This window comes from Litoreibacter sp. JB4-2 (assembly GCF_055693445.1).
Genome location: NZ_CM146334.1, coordinates 2407503 through 2424233 on the forward strand (window position 1 = coordinate 2407503; position 16731 = coordinate 2424233).

General features: G+C 57.3%; 16 protein-coding genes. 9 read left to right on the forward strand and 7 right to left on the reverse strand.

All coding sequences use genetic code 11. The annotated features are described in order from the left end of the window. Positions 1-10: 10 nt before the first annotated feature. The gene (petB, locus tag ACZ1G7_RS12010) at positions 11-1354 is read left to right on the forward strand and encodes a cytochrome b (RefSeq protein ID WP_472659630.1); all 1344 of its coding nucleotides are present in this window, start codon (positions 11-13) and stop codon (positions 1352-1354) included. A gap of 14 nt (positions 1355-1368) precedes the next feature. Continuing rightward, complete coding sequence (locus tag ACZ1G7_RS12015; protein ID WP_472659631.1) at positions 1369-2178, forward strand: cytochrome c1; 810 nt, start codon at positions 1369-1371, stop codon at positions 2176-2178. A 66-nt stretch (positions 2179-2244) separates the two neighbouring features. On the opposite strand, the gene ACZ1G7_RS12020 is transcribed toward ACZ1G7_RS12015, so the two are convergent. After that, the gene (locus ACZ1G7_RS12020) at positions 2245-2661 is read right to left on the reverse strand and encodes a VOC family protein (RefSeq protein WP_472659632.1); all 417 of its coding nucleotides are present in this window, start codon (positions 2659-2661) and stop codon (positions 2245-2247) included. Positions 2662-2837: 176 nt separating this feature from the next. Between ACZ1G7_RS12020 and ACZ1G7_RS12025 the strand changes: the two genes are divergently transcribed. Together ACZ1G7_RS12025 and aroC are read left to right on the forward strand one after the other, a co-directional pair. After that, positions 2838-3020 (forward strand): hypothetical protein, encoded by a 183-nt coding sequence (locus ACZ1G7_RS12025; protein WP_472659633.1) that lies wholly within the window; start codon positions 2838-2840, stop codon positions 3018-3020. Positions 3021-3189: 169 nt separating this feature from the next. Next, positions 3190-4284 carry a chorismate synthase gene (aroC, locus tag ACZ1G7_RS12030; RefSeq protein WP_472659634.1) on the forward strand — a complete coding sequence of 365 codons (1095 nt, stop codon included), beginning with the start codon at positions 3190-3192 and terminating at the stop codon, positions 4282-4284. Positions 4285-4353: 69 nt separating this feature from the next. On the opposite strand, the gene ACZ1G7_RS12035 is transcribed toward aroC, so the two are convergent. From ACZ1G7_RS12035 to ade, 4 genes are all read right to left on the reverse strand, one after another. Then, positions 4354-5220 carry a DMT family transporter gene (locus tag ACZ1G7_RS12035; protein ID WP_472659635.1) on the reverse strand — a complete coding sequence of 289 codons (867 nt, stop codon included), beginning with the start codon at positions 5218-5220 and terminating at the stop codon, positions 4354-4356. Positions 5221-5370: 150 nt separating this feature from the next. Then, the gene (locus ACZ1G7_RS12040; protein ID WP_472659636.1) at positions 5371-5661 is read right to left on the reverse strand and encodes an HU family DNA-binding protein; all 291 of its coding nucleotides are present in this window, start codon (positions 5659-5661) and stop codon (positions 5371-5373) included. Positions 5662-5790: 129 nt separating this feature from the next. Beyond that, positions 5791-7275 carry an AMP nucleosidase gene (locus tag ACZ1G7_RS12045; protein ID WP_472659637.1) on the reverse strand — a complete coding sequence of 495 codons (1485 nt, stop codon included), beginning with the start codon at positions 7273-7275 and terminating at the stop codon, positions 5791-5793. Continuing rightward, positions 7272-9074 (reverse strand): adenine deaminase, encoded by a 1803-nt coding sequence (gene ade, locus ACZ1G7_RS12050; RefSeq protein WP_472659638.1) that lies wholly within the window; start codon positions 9072-9074, stop codon positions 7272-7274. The genes ACZ1G7_RS12045 and ade overlap by 4 nt, the downstream gene beginning before the upstream one ends. A gap of 98 nt (positions 9075-9172) precedes the next feature. Here ade and ACZ1G7_RS12055 point away from each other — a divergent pair, with 98 nt between their 5' ends. Genes ACZ1G7_RS12055 through ACZ1G7_RS12070 form a run of 4 tightly spaced genes read left to right on the forward strand, consistent with a single transcriptional unit; the run spans position 9173 to position 13941 of the window. Next, positions 9173-9922 carry a class II aldolase and adducin N-terminal domain-containing protein gene (locus ACZ1G7_RS12055; protein ID WP_472659639.1) on the forward strand — a complete coding sequence of 250 codons (750 nt, stop codon included), beginning with the start codon at positions 9173-9175 and terminating at the stop codon, positions 9920-9922. Between the two features lie 48 nt (positions 9923-9970). Continuing rightward, positions 9971-11131 carry an acyl-CoA dehydrogenase family protein gene (locus ACZ1G7_RS12060; RefSeq protein ID WP_472659640.1) on the forward strand — a complete coding sequence of 387 codons (1161 nt, stop codon included), beginning with the start codon at positions 9971-9973 and terminating at the stop codon, positions 11129-11131. Between the two features lie 3 nt (positions 11132-11134). Then, complete coding sequence (locus ACZ1G7_RS12065; RefSeq protein WP_472659641.1) at positions 11135-13156, forward strand: acetate--CoA ligase family protein; 2022 nt, start codon at positions 11135-11137, stop codon at positions 13154-13156. Continuing rightward, positions 13153-13941, forward strand: a complete 789-nt coding sequence (locus ACZ1G7_RS12070; RefSeq protein WP_472659642.1) for a carnitinyl-CoA dehydratase — start codon at positions 13153-13155, stop codon at positions 13939-13941. The genes ACZ1G7_RS12065 and ACZ1G7_RS12070 overlap by 4 nt, the downstream gene beginning before the upstream one ends. On the opposite strand, the gene ACZ1G7_RS12075 is transcribed toward ACZ1G7_RS12070, so the two are convergent. Both ACZ1G7_RS12075 and serB read right to left on the reverse strand, forming a co-directional pair. After that, positions 13938-14561, reverse strand: a complete 624-nt coding sequence (locus ACZ1G7_RS12075) for a class I SAM-dependent DNA methyltransferase (protein ID WP_472659643.1) — start codon at positions 14559-14561, stop codon at positions 13938-13940. The genes ACZ1G7_RS12070 and ACZ1G7_RS12075 overlap by 4 nt on opposite strands. Beyond that, entirely contained in the window at positions 14558-15433 is an 876-nt protein-coding gene (gene serB, locus ACZ1G7_RS12080; RefSeq protein ID WP_472659644.1) for a phosphoserine phosphatase SerB, read from the reverse strand. Before serB ends, ACZ1G7_RS12075 begins: the two co-directional genes overlap by 4 nt. A gap of 158 nt (positions 15434-15591) precedes the next feature. Between serB and ACZ1G7_RS12085 the strand changes: the two genes are divergently transcribed. Next, a complete protein-coding gene (locus ACZ1G7_RS12085) occupies positions 15592-16731 on the forward strand; it encodes a phosphoserine transaminase (protein ID WP_472659645.1) in 1140 nt (379 codons plus the stop codon).

Genomic DNA, 16731 nt, shown 5'->3' on the forward strand with positions numbered 1-16731 from the left:
AGAGAAACTCATGGCTGGTATCCCACACGACCATTACGAACCAAAAACGGGCGGCGAAAAGTGGCTGCACTCTCGGCTGCCCGTCGTAGGCCTGCTCTATGACACATTGATGATCCCGACCCCCAAGAACCTGAACTGGATGTGGATCTGGGGCATCGTGCTGACATTCTGTCTGGTGCTGCAAATCGTCACCGGCATTGTGCTGGCAATGCATTACACGCCGCATGTCGATGAGGCCTTCGCCTCCGTCGAACACATCATGCGTAACGTCAATGGCGGCTATATGCTGCGCTACCTGCATGCCAACGGCGCCTCGCTCTTCTTTGTGGCGGTCTACGCGCACATCTTCCGCGGCCTCTACTACGGCTCCTACAAAGCCCCGCGTGAGGTCACGTGGATCATCGGCATGATCATCTACCTTGCTATGATGGGCACCGCCTTTATGGGCTACGTGCTGCCATGGGGTCAGATGTCCTTCTGGGGCGCAACTGTGATCACCGGCCTCTTCGGCGCGATCCCGGGTATCGGCGAGACGCTGCAAACCTGGCTGCTCGGTGGACCAGCGGTGGATAACGCCACGCTGAACCGCTTCTTCTCGCTGCATTACCTGCTGCCCTTCGTGATTGCCGGGCTGGTGATCGTGCACATCTGGGCCTTCCACACCACTGGCAACAACAACCCTACCGGGGTTGAGGTCCGCCGCACCTCCAAGGAAGACGCCAAAAAGGACACGCTGCCCTTCTGGCCGTATTTCGTGATCAAGGACCTGTTCGCTCTCGCCGTGATCATGGTGGTGTTCTGGGCCATCGTCGGCTTCATGCCGAACTATCTGGGCCACCCCGACAACTACATCGAGGCAAACGCCTTGGCGACGCCAGCCCACATCGTGCCCGAATGGTACTTCCTGCCGTTCTACGCGATCCTGCGGGCCTTCACTGCGGATGTCTGGCTGGTGCAGCTGGTGGCCTTCGTGACCGGCGGCATTGTGGACGCCAAGTTCTTCGGGGTCGCGGCCATGTTCGGCGCAATAGCGGTGATGGCGCTCGCGCCGTGGCTCGACACATCGTCGGTCCGCTCCGGCCGCTACCGCCCGATGTTCAAATGGTGGTTCGCACTGCTTGTGGTCGATTTCTTCGCTCTGATGTGGCTCGGCGCCATGCCAGCGGAGGAGCCTTACGCGACCTTCTCGCTGATCGCCTCGACCTACTGGTTCGCCTACTTCCTGGTGATCCTGCCGCTCTTGGGCGTGATCGAGAAGCCACTACCACGGCCTGCCACCATCGAGGAAGACTTCGCGGCGCATTACCCCGCCAAGTCCAAATCTGACGCGCCATCGGCGCAGCCAGCTGAGTAAGAGGAACAAGACCAATGCTCAAATCACTCTCACTCGCAGCAGCAACTGCACTGGGCCTGTCCTCCGCCGCCTTCGCGGCGGGTGGCGCCGGCCATGTCGAGGATTTCGATTTCTCCTTCGAGGGTCCGTTCGGCACCTATGATCAAAACCAGCTGCAGCGCGGGCTCAAGGTCTACACGGAGATCTGCTCTGGCTGCCACGGCCTGAAATTCGTGCCGCTGCGCACTTTGGCAGACGAGGGCGGGCCGCACCTGCCTGAAGATCAGATGAAGGCCTATGTGGACGCCATGTTCATCGCCGATGAGGCCGCCAACCAGCACCTCTATGACCCCGAAACGGAAGAGCTTCGGGCGCTCGCGCCCACCGATCATTTCCCGGCGGTCAATTCCGCGGGTGCGCCCGATCTGTCCCTGATGGCCAAGGCGCGCGCCGGGTTCCACGGGCCATATGGCACCGGGATCAACCAGTTCGTCAAAGGTATGGGCGGTGCGGAATACATCGCCTCGCTGCTGACCGGTTACACTGGTGAGGAGAAGGAAGAGGCTGGCGTTACGCTCTATGAAAACAAGGCCTTCCCGGGCGGCTGGATTTCCATGGCGCCGCCGCTCTATGGCGAGGATGTCGAATTTGACGACGGCCACGCCAATGACCTGCACCATATCTCGGAAGACGTCTCCGCCTTCCTGATGTGGACGGCTGAACCAAAACTGATCGCCCGCAAGGAAACCGGCTTTGTCGCCGTGTTCTTCCTGACCGTGCTCTCGGTGCTGTTGTACTTGACAAACAAACGCCTCTGGGCTGCCGCTAAAGGCAAGGAAGAGTAACTCTTCTCAAAGACTTTCCAAAAGGCGCGCCCGCAACGGCGCGCCTTTTTTATGGCCTGCGCATTGCTAGCTGTCGCGACCGGGCTCGCTCGGGTTGCTAGAAAACAAAGCAATCTTGTTGCCCTGTGGGTCGCGCAAATACCCGACATAAAACTGCGGGCCGTAGCTGGCGCGAAATCCCGGCTGACCCTCATCAACGCCGCCTGCTTCAAGGGCTGCGGCATGAAGATCACGGACAAGCGCCTGGGTACCCGCCTCAAACGCGACCATCGTCCCATTCCCGGCAGATGCCGGACGCCCATTGAAAGTGGGTTTGACGTAGAAATCTGGCAATCTCACAGTCTGTGCCGACACCACTGGCAACGCATAGCTCAACCCTTCTGGCCCCTCAGATAGGACATACCCAAGAGCAGGCAAAAACGCCGCATAGAACCGTTTCGCACGTGCGATATCATCCGCACCAATAGTGACATAAGCGATCACACGAACGGCTCCTTTCAGGGTTTTCAGTTACGGCAGTGCACTCACGCTATGCCAACCCAGTATTCCAGACAATGAAGGCGTGACGCCGAGACAAAAGACTGGCTTTTTCCGCTCTCACAATGTAACATCTATTTACATTCTAAAATCGCTAGGAGAAAGGAGGCGCCCTTGGGGGATTGTCTGTAATTATCATATGTCTTGAGCTGGCTTTTGTCTGGCTCATCTATTTCGCTTTCGGTGTCGCGACAGAGCATAACCTGCCGATCTGGCTGACCGCCCTTCTGGTCATCATCGTCGATCGCACCGTCACTTCCATCACATCTTTCGCCAAACGCAGACGCGCGCGTTTGAAACCCTAGCGCCGCTCGGGATAAAAAGCGCACGGCCTCCCCCTTCATTGTTTCAAAAATATTCCGGGGGAGCGCCGAAGGCGCGGGGGCAGCGCCCCCACTTTGGCAACAGTCATTGGCGGCGCTTGGCATTTGCCAAACAGCCCGCTATTTGGAAGCTCACTCAGGAGCTTTCCGCATGTCGATCAACAGTTTTGGCCATCTTTTCCGCGTCACCACCTGGGGCGAAAGCCACGGCCCCGCTTTGGGTGCCACGGTCGATGGCTGCCCGCCCAATGTGCCGCTGACGGAAGACATGATCCAGGTCTGGCTCGACAAGCGCAAACCCGGCCAAAACAAATACACCACCCAACGGCGCGAAGCTGATCAGGTGCGCATCCTGTCGGGCGTGTTTGAAGGCAAGACCACCGGCACGCCGATCCAGCTGATGATCGAAAACACCGATCAGCGCTCCAAAGACTACGGCGATATCGCCGAGAAATTTCGCCCCGGCCATGCCGATATCACCTATTGGCAGAAATACGGCATCCGCGACTATCGCGGCGGCGGGCGCTCCTCAGCCCGTGAAACAGCGGCCCGCGTCGCCGCAGGTGGCGTCGCACGCGAAGCCATCAAAGCGCTCGCACCGGGCCTAACCATCACCGGCTATATGGTGCAGATGGGCATTCACAAGACTGACACGCGCGACATGTCGCAGATAGACCAGAACCCGTTCTGGGTGCCAGATGCCGATGCCGCTGGTGTTTGGGCAGATTATCTCGATGGTTTGCGCAAATCCGGTAGCTCTGTCGGTGCGATGATCGAAGTTGTGGCCTCTGGCGCGCCTGCGGGCCTCGGGGCGCCGATTTACGCCAAGATAGACACTGATCTGGCCGCAGCGATGATGTCGATCAATGCCGTCAAAGGCGTCGAGATTGGCGCAGGCATGCAAGCCGCCATGCTCACAGGCGAAGAAAACGCGGATGAAATCAGCATGGGGCCCGACGGGCCCGTCTACAGCTCAAACCACGCGGGCGGCATTTTGGGCGGTATTTCCACCGGTCAGGATCTGGTGGTGCGTTTCGCCGTCAAGCCGACCTCGTCCATCCTGACGACCCGCAAAACCGTGACCAAATCCGGCGAAGACACCGAAATCATCACCAAAGGCCGCCACGACCCCTGCGTCGGCATTCGCGCCGTGCCGGTGGGGGAGGCGATGATGGCCTGCGTGATCCTCGATCACATCCTTTTACACCGCGGCCAGAACGGCGGAAATCAAGGTTCGATCGGGTAAACAACCGGTTAAAAAATTCTGGAAATGCTTTGAAGCCAACGCCTTACAAGATTCCCCGCATGCGGGGGATCATTGTTTTTGCTTCGATAGTTGCACCGCAAGAATACCAGCCGTGATCACCGCGACCCCAATCACGTCCCAAATTCCCAGCGCCTCGCCCAGCAACACGGCGGCAATCGCGACCCCGAAGAACGGGTTCAAAAAGTGAAACGTCGCCGCCTTAACGGCGCCAATCCGACCCACCAGAACAAACCAGATAAACGTCGCAATCACCCCGGGCACCAAGGTCGTGTAGGCGAAAGCCAGACCCAACTCCACATTCCAATCGATGGTCATGTCTTCCAGAAATGACGCGACCACGCCCAACACCGCCGCGCCCACCAGCATCTGAAGCCCGACCACCATCATCAAGTTCCCACCGCTCGACGCCCCCCGCATCGCCAGGGTCGCGACAGCCAGCGCCAGCGCCGCAATGATACACAGCCCCAGCCCAGCCAGATCCAACGTCCCCCCCAACCGCGCGCCCATAATGATCGCCACGCCAAGAAACCCCGTAATCAACCCTGCAATCCCCAACGCCGGCAAACGGTCTTTCAAAACAACCCAGCCAATCAACCCAACCAGCAACGGCATTGTCGACGCAATAATCGCCGCCAGCGACGCCTCAACCGTCTGCATCGCCACAAAGTTAAGCCCCAGGTAGATCGCGTTCTGGCAGACTCCAAAGATCACCACCGCCCGCCACTGCCCCCGCGTGAGGCGCCAGCTCTGTCCCATCGCCCAGGCAATCGCGATCGCAATCACACCCGCCACCAAGAAGCGCAGCGCCGACACCGTCAACGGCGGCGCTTGCGTCACGATTATCCGCGCTGAGGTGAAGGCCGACGACCAGATCAGCGCAAAGGCCAACCCCATCACAATTGCTTTGATATCCACCCGAGCTCCTTGGCTTCGTTCTGGCAGAAATACTCCCGCCGGAGGCGCAAAAAAATAGAGCGCGCCGCAAGGCGCACATTCGGATCAATTGCGCCAAAAGAAAAGGGTCACCCGTGGGCGACCCTCAAAACTCTGTAAATGCGGACGGGCTTAGCCGTTCACGCTGTCCTTCAAAGCTTTCGCAATGGTCATTTTGACCACTTTGTCCGCCTCTTTGGAAATCTGCTCACCCGTGGCCGGGTTGCGCACCATACGTGCTGGGCGCTCGCGGCAATAGATTTTGCCAACACCGGGCAAAGTCACCGCGCCACCACCGGATACTTCCTTGGTGATGATGTTGATGATCCCGTCCAAAGCCGCCGCGGCGCCTTTTTTGTCGGTTCCGGCTTCTTCGGCCAGGGCTGCGACCAGTTGTGTCTTGGTCATTGGTTTCGACGCCATAAGCTGTCTCCCTCTAGTATCCCATTATTTGGGCGTTATTGCGCGAATCTAGCTGAATATAGTGGGGCCGCACAACAATTAGTGTGCCAAAACCCTTATTTTTCTGCGTTTTTCCGCTGTTTTTGTCATTTAAAGGAAGGCAGTTTCCTCGAAACTACGCAATTTGCGGGAATGAAGCCGTTCAAGAGGCATCTCGGCAAGGCGCTCCATCGCCTTAATCCCAATCAAAAGATGGCGCGCGACTTGCGTTTTATAGAAATCTGAGGCCATTCCGGGCAGCTTCAATTCCCCATGCAGCGGCTTGTCTGAGACACAAAGCAAAGTGCCGTAGGGCACCCGAAACCGGAAGCCGTTTGCCGCGATAGTTGCGCTTTCCATATCAAGCGCAATGGCGCGCGACTGGCTCAAACGATGGACTGGGCCAGATTGGTCGCGCAGTTCCCAATTGCGATTATCGATGGTCGCAACGGTGCCCGTCCGCATAATCCGCTTCAGATCGTAGCCTTGAAGTTCTGTCACCTCTTCTACGGCATCTTCCAGCGCGATTTGCACCTCAGCCAAGGCAGGAATAGGCACCCAGACCGGCAGGTCATCGTCAAGCACATGGTCTTCACGCAGGTAAGCATGCGCGAGCACGAAATCACCCAAAGACTGGGAGTTTCGCAGCCCCGCGCAATGCCCAACCATGAGCCAGGCATGCGGACGTAAAACGGCAATATGATCCGTCGCTGTTTTGGCATTGGAGGGCCCGACGCCGATATTGACCAATGTGATCCCGGACCCATCCTCTTTCTTCAAATGATAGGTCGGCATCTGCGGCATCTTCGCCACCGTGGGGATAGCAGATTCGGCATCTGACAAGACGTGATTTCCGGTGCTCACAAAGGCGGTGTAGCCGCTGTCGGCATCGGCCAGCATTGCACGCGCATAGGCCTCAAACTCATCGACATAGAATTGGTAGTTTGTGAACAGAACATGGTTTTGGAAATGCTCCGGATCGGTCGCTGTATAGTGCGACAACCGCGCTAGCGAGTAATCGATCCGCTGCGCAGTGAAACCCGAAAGGTGGCTAGAACCGTCCGGATGCGTCGCGCTGTGACCATTTACAATGTCATCATTCGTGGTCGAAAGGTCGGGAACATCGAAGACATCACGCAACGTGAACGCGATTGCCCCATCTTGCGGGACGGTCATAGCGTCGCCCGCAGCGGCAGCGAAATGCACAGGCATGGGCGTCTCGGAAACGCCGATTTGCACGTCAACGCCGTGATGATCCATCAAAAGCTCAATCTGCTGCTCAAGATAGTGCCGAAACAGATCGGGCCGCGTGATGGTGGCCGAATACGTCCCGGGGGAGGCCACATGGCCAAAACTCAGCCGGCTATCAACCTGCGCAAATGTCGTCGTCGTCAGCCGTATTTCGGGGTAATAGGCACGATACCGCGTCGCAGGATGACCGCCGGCAAGGGCATCATTGAATTTCGCGGTCAGAAAATTCGTCGCTGACAGGTAAAGCTCACAGAGCCGGTCGACCGCTTGTTTTGCGTCAGAAAACATCTCGGGATCCGGAACATAGATGGTTTCAATCGGCAAGTTTGCGTCGGAAATAATCATGCGCGGTCCTCAAATAGTTCGGTCATTTCAAATTTCGTCACATCCACCAAGCCCAGATCAGAAATCCGTAACTCCGGTATGACAACGAGCGCCAACAGCGAATGCTGCATATAGGCGTTATTCAATGTGCATCCGCAGGCCTGCATCGCCGCGACCATTTGGTCAGCTCTAGCCGCTACCTCTTTGGCAGGACGATCCGACATCAGGCCCGCGATGGGCAACTCGATCAGGGCCAGCTCTGCGCCGTCTTTCCAGACCGTGACGCCGCCACCAACCTCCCCCAGCCGGTTTGCTGCTTTCGCCATCAATTCACGGGAGGTGCCGATGACGATCATATGGTGGCTGTCATGCGCAACGGTGGAGGCTATAGCCATTTCGCCCTGGTAGCCGAAGCCTTCGACCAGCGCATTGACCACATCACCGGTCGCACGGTGGCGCTCGACCAAGGCAATCTGAGCGATACCGTTTTGACTGGAAATAAGACCCTGTTCTACCTGAACTTGCCGTTTTAGCGCTTTCGTTGGTGCCTGGTTTTCAACGACACCTATGACATTGGCGGTCAGCTCTGTCGAAGACTTGGGCGCATGTATCTCAAAATCTGTGGCGACGAGCTGTTTGCCCAGCTTCACCGTCTCACGCGCATGGACCGGCCATTCAAGATGCGGGCAATCGACTTTGATCTGACCGGCTTCGGCAACCACCTGACCCTGCGCAATGACCGTTTCGATTGGCAGCGTCGCTAAGTCAGAGGTGACGATCACATCAGCACGACGTCCGGGCGCGATGGAGCCTAGTTCACGTTCCAGTCCGAAATGAGTGGCCGTGTTGATCGTGGCCATCTGCAACGCGACAAGCGGATCGCAACCGCAAGCAATCGCGTGCCGAACGACACGGTTCATATGGCCATCATTCACCAGCGTGCCCGAATGGCAATCATCCGTGCACAGGATGAACCCGCGCGGGTCGAGGCCCTTCTCGGTCACGGCTGTGATCTGGGTTTCCACGTCATACCAAGCCGAGCCGAGCCGCATCATCGACCGCATGCCCTGGCGCACACGCGCAATCGCGTCGGCCTCACACGTACCTTCGTGATCATCCGCGGGGCCACCAGCGGCATAGGCATGAAAATCGGGGCCAAGGTCGGGGGACGCATAGTGTCCACCAACAGTTTTTCCGGCCTTTTGAACTGCAGCAATTTCGGCCAGCATTTGCTGGCTGCCATTGATGACACCGGGGAAATTCATCATTTCCCCCAAGCCAATGATGCCCGGCCAAGACATGGCCTCCGCCACATCATCCGGGCCGATTTCATACCCTGTCGTCTCCAAACCTGGCGCGGAGGGTGCACAGCTGGGCATTTGCGTATAGATCGAAATGGGCTGGATTAGAGCCTCATCATGCATCATGCGTACACCTTCGAGGCCCAACACATTCGCGATCTCATGCGGATCAGTGAACATGGTCGTCGTGCCATGCGGGATCACGGCGGCGGCAAATTCAGCCGGTGTCAGCATGCCGCTTTCAATATGCATGTGTCCGTCGCACAGGCCGGGGATCAGGTAACGCCCATCCGCTTCGATCACTTTGGTATCGGGACCAATGCAACGGGACGCGTCGGGGCCGACATAGGCGAAGCGACCTTCGGAGATGGCAATCTGCCAGCCATCCAAGACCTCGCGCGTGTGAACGTTTACCAATTTGCCGCCACGGATCACCGTGTCAGCCGCCATACGGCCAGCGGCAACAGCAACCAAAGTCGCCGTGCAATCAGACCAAGATTTAAGTGAGTGCCGTCCCATGTACCAAGTGTCATGACAGACACGGGTTGTGCAAGTCGCAATTGTGGTAGCACTGGTGCGCTCGGCGTGATTTGGTCACTTCAAAGAAGGAGCATATCATGGATGGTACCCGTACAAATATTGACCATTGGGAAGAACGCGTCGATCTGGCCGCCAGTTTCCGATGGACCGCACGCTTGAATATGCATGAGGGCGTGTCGAACCATTTCTCACTTGCGGTGAATGAAGACGGTACAAAGTTCCTGATGAATCCCAACCAGGTGCATTTTTCGCGCATCAAAGCTTCTGACATGCTGTTGCTGGACGTGAATGACCCTGATGCACTTGAAGGGCCCAATGCGCCGGATCTGACGGCGTGGGGGTTGCATGGCGGATTGCACCGACATTGCCCGCATGCACGCTGCGCCATGCATGTGCATTCTGTGCATGCGACCGTGCTGGCTTGCCTCAAAGACAAAACGCTGCCGCCACTCGAACAGAATGCGGCGATGTTTTATAATCGTCAGGTGGTTGACGACAACTATGGCGGTTTGGCCTTCGAGGAAGAAGGCGAACGCTGCGCCAAGCTGTTCGATGATCCGAAGAAGAAGGTCATGATCATGGGCAACCATGGCATCATGGTGATCGGCGACACTGTGGCTGAGACGTTCAACCGGATGTATTTCTTTGAACGGGCCTGCGAGGTCTATATTCGGGCATTGCAAACCGGCCAACCCTTGGACATTTTGCCCGACGATATCGCAGCGAAAACCGCCGATGAGATTGAAAACTATCCTGAACAGGACATTCGTCACCTGGCCGAACTAAAAGCGATTTTGGAAGAAGAAGGCTCTAACTTTGCCAAATAAACTTTCTGAGGCGTGCGTCGCAGCCGGGAATCAATAGGAAGACCTTTCATGCAATATGGCCTGAATGAAGAGCAGGAGATGATCGTCTCGACCGTGCGCAGCTTTGTCGAGAATGAGATCTACCCGCATGAGGACCTTGTGGAACGCACCGGCGAAGTCCCCGAGGAAATCGCGCATAACATCAAACAGAAGACCCTAGATTTGGGGTTTTACGCCTGCAATTTCCCTGAAAGCGTCGGTTGCGCAGGATTGAACCACGTTGATTTTGCACTGGTGGAGCGGGAGCTTGGGCGGGGATCGATGGCGCTCAACCATTTCTTTGGGCGCCCCCAAAACATCTTGATGGCGTGCAAGGACGATCAGGTGGAACGCTATCTTATGCCTGCCGTGCGCGGCGAGAAGATGGACGCGCTCGCGATGACAGAACCCGGCGCAGGATCGGACGTAAGGGGTATGAAGTGTTCCGCCGTGAAAGACGGCGGCGATTGGGTGGTCAATGGCAGCAAACACTTCATCTCAGGCGCGGAGCATGCCGACTTCTTCATCGTCTTTGTCGCGACTGGTGAAGACGACACGCCACGCGGACCCAAAAAACGTATCACGACCTTCCTTGTTGATCGGGGCGCCCCCGGCTTTACAGTGCGCGACGGGTACAAGTCTGTGTCCCATCGCGGTTACAAAAACATGATCCTGGAATTCGACGATTGTCGCCTTCCTGAAGCACAGGTTCTGGGGGAGGTAGATGGCGGCTTTGCGGTGATGAACGAATGGCTCTATGCCACCCGGATCACGGTTGCGGCTATGTCTGTTGGCCGCGCGAGGCGAGCGTTTGACTATGCACTGAACTACGCGGCGGAGCGGGAGCAGTTCGGCCAGCCGATTGGCAAGTTTCAAGGCGTGGGCTTCCAAATCGCCGATATGATCACTGAGATAGACGCCGCAGACCTGCTTACACTGGCCGCCGCAGACCGGCTCGATAAGAAAATGCCGGCCAACCGTGAGATTGCATCCGCAAAGCTCTATGCGACCGAGATGTTAGCGCGCGTCACCGACGCTGCCATACAAATTCACGGTGGTATGGGACTGATGGATGACTACCCGCTTGAACGGTTCTGGCGCGATGCGCGCGTTGAACGCATTTGGGATGGCACGTCGGAAATCCAGCGCCACATCATCAGCCGTGACTTACTGCGACCCCTCGGAGCCTAGGACGTGAACTCACTTTCTCGATTGTTTGATCCGCGCTCGATTGCTGTGATCGGAGGAGGTGCATGGTGCGAAGCCGTGCTGGAACAGGTCCAAAAATTTGGGTTTGGCGGCACGATTTACGCGGTGCACCCGGCGAAACCTGAGGTGGCAGGAGTCAAAGCCTGGGCAGGCGCGCACCTGCTACCGGACGCTCCTGACGCCGCGTTTATCGGGATCAACCGGGAGGCCAGCGTCGGCGCAACGGAACGTTTGTTCAAGAAAGGCTGCGGCGGCGCGGTATGTTTTGCGTCGGGCTTTGCTGAAGCCACGGCGGAGGACGCAACAGGCGCCGACGCAGAGGAACGGTTACTACGCGCAGCGGGCGATATGCCGATCCTGGGCCCCAATTGCTACGGCTTTATAAACGCCTTTGATAGGGTCGCAATTTGGCCTGATCAACACGGTTTGGTGCCCGTCGAAAAGGGTGTCGCGATCCTGACCCAATCATCAAATATTTCGATCAATCTAACAATGCAGGCGCGTTCCTTGCCCATCGGGTACATGGTCGCCTGCGGAAATCAGGCACAGCTTAGTCAGGCGGAAATCGCCGAAGCCTTGCTAGACGACCCGCGCGTCACGGCCATTGGCTTGCATGTAGAGGGTTTTTCCGACTTACGCGCTTGGGAACGGTTCAGCGCCAAAGCGCATCAACAAAATATCCCTGTGGTCGCGCTGAAGGTCGGAACGTCTGAACAAGCACGTGCTGCGACCGTGTCACACACCGCGTCTCTGGCGGGCGAAGATAGCGGCGCGCAAGCGCTGTTGGACCGACTTGGGATCGCGCGCAGCCCCGACCTGCCAAGCTTTTTGGAAACCTTGAAATTGATGCATATGGCGGGCGCGCTTCCTTCGCGCAACGCGGCGTCGATCAGCTGTTCTGGCGGTGAGGCGTCGCTTGCCGCAGATCTGGGGGAGGCGGCTGGCCTAACCTTCCCAGCACCCAAGGACGGCCAAAAACAGGCTCTACGTAAGGCACTTGGACCCAAAGTCGCACTCGCCAACCCGCTGGACTACCATACCTACATCTGGCGGGACGAGGATACGATGACCGAGGCTTGGAAAGCCATGACCGGGCCGGACATTGCGATCACCATGACAATTGTTGATGTGCCCCGCCGTGATCGCTGCGATCCAAAAGACTGGGATTGCGCGGTGAATGCCGCGATCCGGGTACGACAAGAAACGCAACGACCCTTTGCAATGGTTGCCAGCCTGCCTGAGTTGATGCCCGAAGAGGTGGCAGACCGCCTAATCGCCGGCAGCGTCATCCCCTTCAACGGGTTACGCGAAGCTGCGGAAGCGATCCGCGCCGCTTGTTTGCCCGAAAGGGCAGATAGCTCATTACTGTTGCCGGGCGGGGACAGGACGTCCGAACTTCTCAGCGAGGTTGAGGGCAAGCGCGCGCTTTGGGCCTATGGGCTGCCAATCCCTGAAGGCATTTTGCTTGATGATCGCACCGATTTGACCGCAACCGCCGCACTTGCCTTTCCCCTTGTGGCCAAGGTGCAAGGTCTGGCCCACAAAACAGGCGCAGGGGGCATCGCACTTGGTTTAGACACTGTTGAAGCGCTGGAAGACTGTTTGCCAACACTGACGGATGGCCCGGTTTTGTTGGAAGAAATGGTCACCGGCACTTTGGCGGAACTACTGGTCGGCGTTGTGCGCGACCCGGTGCATGGGTTTGTAATGACCCTTGGCGCCGGTGGGACCTTGGCCGAGCTCTGGGATGACACGGTTTCGATGCTAATCCCAGCTTCACTGGACACCATTGATGACGCGCTGCGTCGCCTGCGAATTGCGCCACTGCTCGACGGTTATCGCGGCAAGCCCGGCTGCGATCGTCCCTCCATTCTGGCAGCTATTGACGCCGTGCAGGCCTATGTGGGTGAAAATGCCGAAAAGCTTGAAGAGATAGAGATTAATCCGTTGCTATGCACCCAGACCGACGCCGTCGCGGCGGACGTCCTGATCAGGAAAGCGCCATGACAGAGCCTAATCCAGTGAAAACACGACGCGAAGGCGCCATTTTGGAGGTCACGTTGGACCGTCCCAAGGCCAATGCAATTGACCTCGCGACCTCCCGCATCATGGGAGACGTATTTGCTGATTTCCGCGATAGCCCAGAACTGCGTGTCGCTATCATCACCGGCGCGGGGGAAAGGTTCTTCTGCCCCGGCTGGGACCTGAAAGCCGCTGCAGATGGTGATGCGGTCGATGGCGACTACGGCGTCGGCGGTTTTGGCGGTTTGCAAGAATTGCCGGGCCTCAACAAACCCGTCATCGCCGCGGTGAATGGCATTGCCTGCGGCGGCGGGCTAGAACTGGCATTGAGCGCTGACATGATCCTCGCTGCTGACCACGCCAGTTTTGCCCTTCCAGAAATCCGCTCCGGCACAGTGGCTGACGCCGCATCTGTCAAATTGCCCAAGCGCATCCCATACCACATTGCGATGGAGTTGCTATTTACCGGGCGTTGGTTCGATGTTGACGAGGCGCATCGCTGGGGTCTGGTCAATGAAATCATGCCTGCCGACAAACTCATGGACCGCGCTTGGGAACTTGCCCGGCTTTTGGCCTCCGGGCCGCCATTGGTTTATGCCGCGATCAAGGAAATCGTGCGCGCGGCTGAAGATGAGAAATTTCAGGACACGATGAATCAGATCACGTCCAGCAGTTTTGAAACCGTGAAAACGCTGTATACCAGCGAAGATCAACTGGAAGGCGCGAAGGCTTTTGCCGAAAAGCGTGACCCGGTCTGGAAAGGCCGTTAGGCCTTTGTGAAAATCGCTAAATAGGCTGTATCGCCAGCATGTGCGCCTTGTTGGGTATCGTTATATATTGGCGTTTCACGCAGGGTTAGACTCTTTATTTGGTTTTTCAACGTTCCCAGTTTTGCTTCAAACCCGCGTGCAGCGAAATGTTCAGCGTTGATGCTTAGCGCAAAAACCGCGTCTTTGGCGGCGATGCGCAAAAGCTCGTCAAATGCCTCTGGCCCAACATGTCCGTGGGTGAAAGTGCCGGCGCTGACGATGCCGCGATACTGGCCGTTTTCCAGTTCCAAACGGCCAGTCAGATCGCCTTCAAAAAGGTTTTCGTAGCAATCCTTCAAAGCGGCTTCGGCCAACATGGCTTGGGAAATATCTGTGCCGTCGACGTCGGTGATACCCAGTTCTTTCAATGCGACACCCACCAAACCGGTACCGGCGCCCACATCCAGAACCGGACCTTTACCACCGCTGCGCGCGAAAGCTTCTGCGACCGCTAGAGGCAACTGGTAGCCCGATGCTTCGGCAAAACTTGTGTCATAGGTTTCCGCCCATTCGCCGTAGAGCTTGAGTGAGTCTTCGGGCGTTTTCAGGTCATAGGCGGTGTCGAGGTTCGGTTTGGTCATGTCGTAATTTCATCCGCACTGTAGCCTTGTAGGAACAACAGCGCCGTCAGATCGCCATGGTTTACCTTGAACTGTGCCTCAGCCTGGACTGCCGGTTTAGCGTGCAACGCGACGCCCATCCCGGCACGGGTCAGCATGCCTAAATCATTGGCCCCGTCGCCGACGGCCAAAACGTCGTTATCTGTCAGGGCTAACTTAGCGGTCAGATCATTCAATGCATCAACTTTGGCCTCTTTGCCAAAGATCGGTGGGACCACATCGCCCGTCAGCTTTCCATCTCTGATCACAAACTGATTGGATCGATGTTCATCAAACCCCAAATGCTCCGCGACGGGCCCCGTAAAGGAGGTAAACCCACCTGAAACCAGCGCGGCATATGCACCGTGTGATTTCATTGTCGATAGTAGTGTTTTTCCGCCTGGCATATAGGTAATCTGATCGTTCAAGACAGACTCTATCACGCCCTGATCAAGTCCTTTTAAGAGCGCAACCCGTTCTCGCAATGCCCCTTCAAACGCGATCTCACCATTCATGGCCCGAGCAGTGATCTCTGCCACTTTCGCGCCAATACCGGCGCGCGCAGCCAACTCATCGATACATTCCTGCTGAATCATCGTACTGTCCATATCGGCAAGCAGGAGCTTTTTCTTGCGACCGGCCGCCGGGTGCACGGCTACGTCCAGTTTCATCTTTTGCAGGTCGTTCCAGACGGTGTCAAAATTGTCTGGCTGCGCATGGATCGGAAACTCTGCCGCGACATCCGGCATCAACCAGATAGCATCCCCGCCGCCCCAAGCGTTGCGCAGTGACTCGACCAAAGAGGGTTCGAGAACAGGCGTTTCAGCCGAGGTCAGAAGAGTGGCCACGAACATGCGCGAAGTTTCCAATCGTAGTCAGGTGCGTCGCAAAAACTATCTCAATCGCCGCTATAGCCCCGGATTCGCGGTTGTGGAACCCGCTGCGTGCGATTATCCCCGCGAGTGGGACACCCTTCCCCAACGAAGGGCATATATCTGTGAGGATACCATCAATGGCTACTCAAGCTCCGGTCACGCGGCCGGTTAACCCGCGTTTTTCGTCTGGCCCTTGCGCCAAGCCCCCCACATTTGAATTGACCAAACTGGCCGACGCGCCTTTGGGCCGCTCGCACCGCGCAGCGCCCGGCAAGGCGAAGTTGAAAGAGGCAATCGACCTGACACGCGAAGTATTGGGCGTGCCGGATGATTACCTGATCGGCATTGTGCCCGCGTCAGACACAGGTGCCTATGAAATGGCGATGTGGAATTTGCTGGGCGAACGCCCGGTAGAGATGCTCGCCTGGGAAAGCTTCGGCTCGGGCTGGGTTACCGATGCGATCAAACAGCTCAAGATCGAGGCTGAGGTCAAAACCGCAGACTATGGTGAGATCGTAGACTTCGCGACGGTCGATTTCGACAAAGATGTTTGCTTCACCTGGAACGGCACAACTTCCGGTGTTCGGGTGCCATCAAAAGACTCTATTCCTGCGGAGCGCGCTGGTTTGACCCTGTGCGATGCGACCTCTGCTGCCTTTGCGATGGACCTGCCGTGGGACAGTTTGGACGCAACAACTTTTAGCTGGCAAAAAGTGCTCGGTGGCGAAGCCGCGCATGGCGTTTTGATCCTGTCACCTCGCGCGGTGGAGCGGTTGGAAAGCTACACACCTGCGTGGCCGCTGCCAAAAATTTTCCGCCTGACCAAAGGCGGCAAGCTGATTGATGGCATTTTCACGGGCGCGACGATCAACACGCCATCCATGCTCTGCGTTGAGGACTACATCTTCGCTCTCAACTGGGCCAAATCCGTAGGCGGGCTTGAGGGCCTGATCGCGCGGGCCGACGCCAATGCGAAAGCCGTGAATGACTTTGCTGATGCGACCGATTGGCTCGCTAACCTCGCCGTTGACCCTGCCACGCGGTCCAACACCTCTGTGTGCCTAAAATTCACCGATGACCGGATCACCGACGGCGCGGCGTTCGCCAAGGCAATCGCCAAACGGCTCGATACCGAAGGTGTCGCCTATGACATCGGCGCCTATCGCGATGCCCCTGCCGGCCTGCGCATTTGGTGCGGTGCCACGGTTGAGACGGCGGACATCAAGGCCTTGATGCCTTGGATCGCCCACGCTTTTGACGCCGAGATTTCGGCTTAA

Bases quoted from the DNA above. Each gene is read 5' to 3' on its own strand.
- petB (WP_472659630.1), top strand. From the start codon at position 11: ATGGCTGGTATCCCACACGACCATTACGAACCAAAAACGGGCGGCGAA.
- ACZ1G7_RS12015 (WP_472659631.1), top strand. From the start codon at position 1,369: ATGCTCAAATCACTCTCACTCGCAGCAGCAACTGCACTGGGCCTGTCC.
- aroC (WP_472659634.1), top strand. From the start codon at position 3,190: ATGTCGATCAACAGTTTTGGCCATCTTTTCCGCGTCACCACCTGGGGC.
- ACZ1G7_RS12040 (WP_472659636.1), bottom strand. From the start codon at position 5,661: ATGGCGTCGAAACCAATGACCAAGACACAACTGGTCGCAGCCCTGGCC.
- ACZ1G7_RS12045 (WP_472659637.1), bottom strand. From the start codon at position 7,275: ATGATTATTTCCGACGCAAACTTGCCGATTGAAACCATCTATGTTCCG.
- ade (WP_472659638.1), bottom strand. From the start codon at position 9,074: ATGGGACGGCACTCACTTAAATCTTGGTCTGATTGCACGGCGACTTTG.
- ACZ1G7_RS12055 (WP_472659639.1), top strand. From the start codon at position 9,173: ATGGATGGTACCCGTACAAATATTGACCATTGGGAAGAACGCGTCGAT.
- ACZ1G7_RS12060 (WP_472659640.1), top strand. From the start codon at position 9,971: ATGCAATATGGCCTGAATGAAGAGCAGGAGATGATCGTCTCGACCGTG.
- ACZ1G7_RS12070 (WP_472659642.1), top strand. From the start codon at position 13,153: ATGACAGAGCCTAATCCAGTGAAAACACGACGCGAAGGCGCCATTTTG.
- ACZ1G7_RS12075 (WP_472659643.1), bottom strand. From the start codon at position 14,561: ATGACCAAACCGAACCTCGACACCGCCTATGACCTGAAAACGCCCGAA.
- serB (WP_472659644.1), bottom strand. From the start codon at position 15,433: ATGTTCGTGGCCACTCTTCTGACCTCGGCTGAAACGCCTGTTCTCGAA.
- ACZ1G7_RS12085 (WP_472659645.1), top strand. From the start codon at position 15,592: ATGGCTACTCAAGCTCCGGTCACGCGGCCGGTTAACCCGCGTTTTTCG.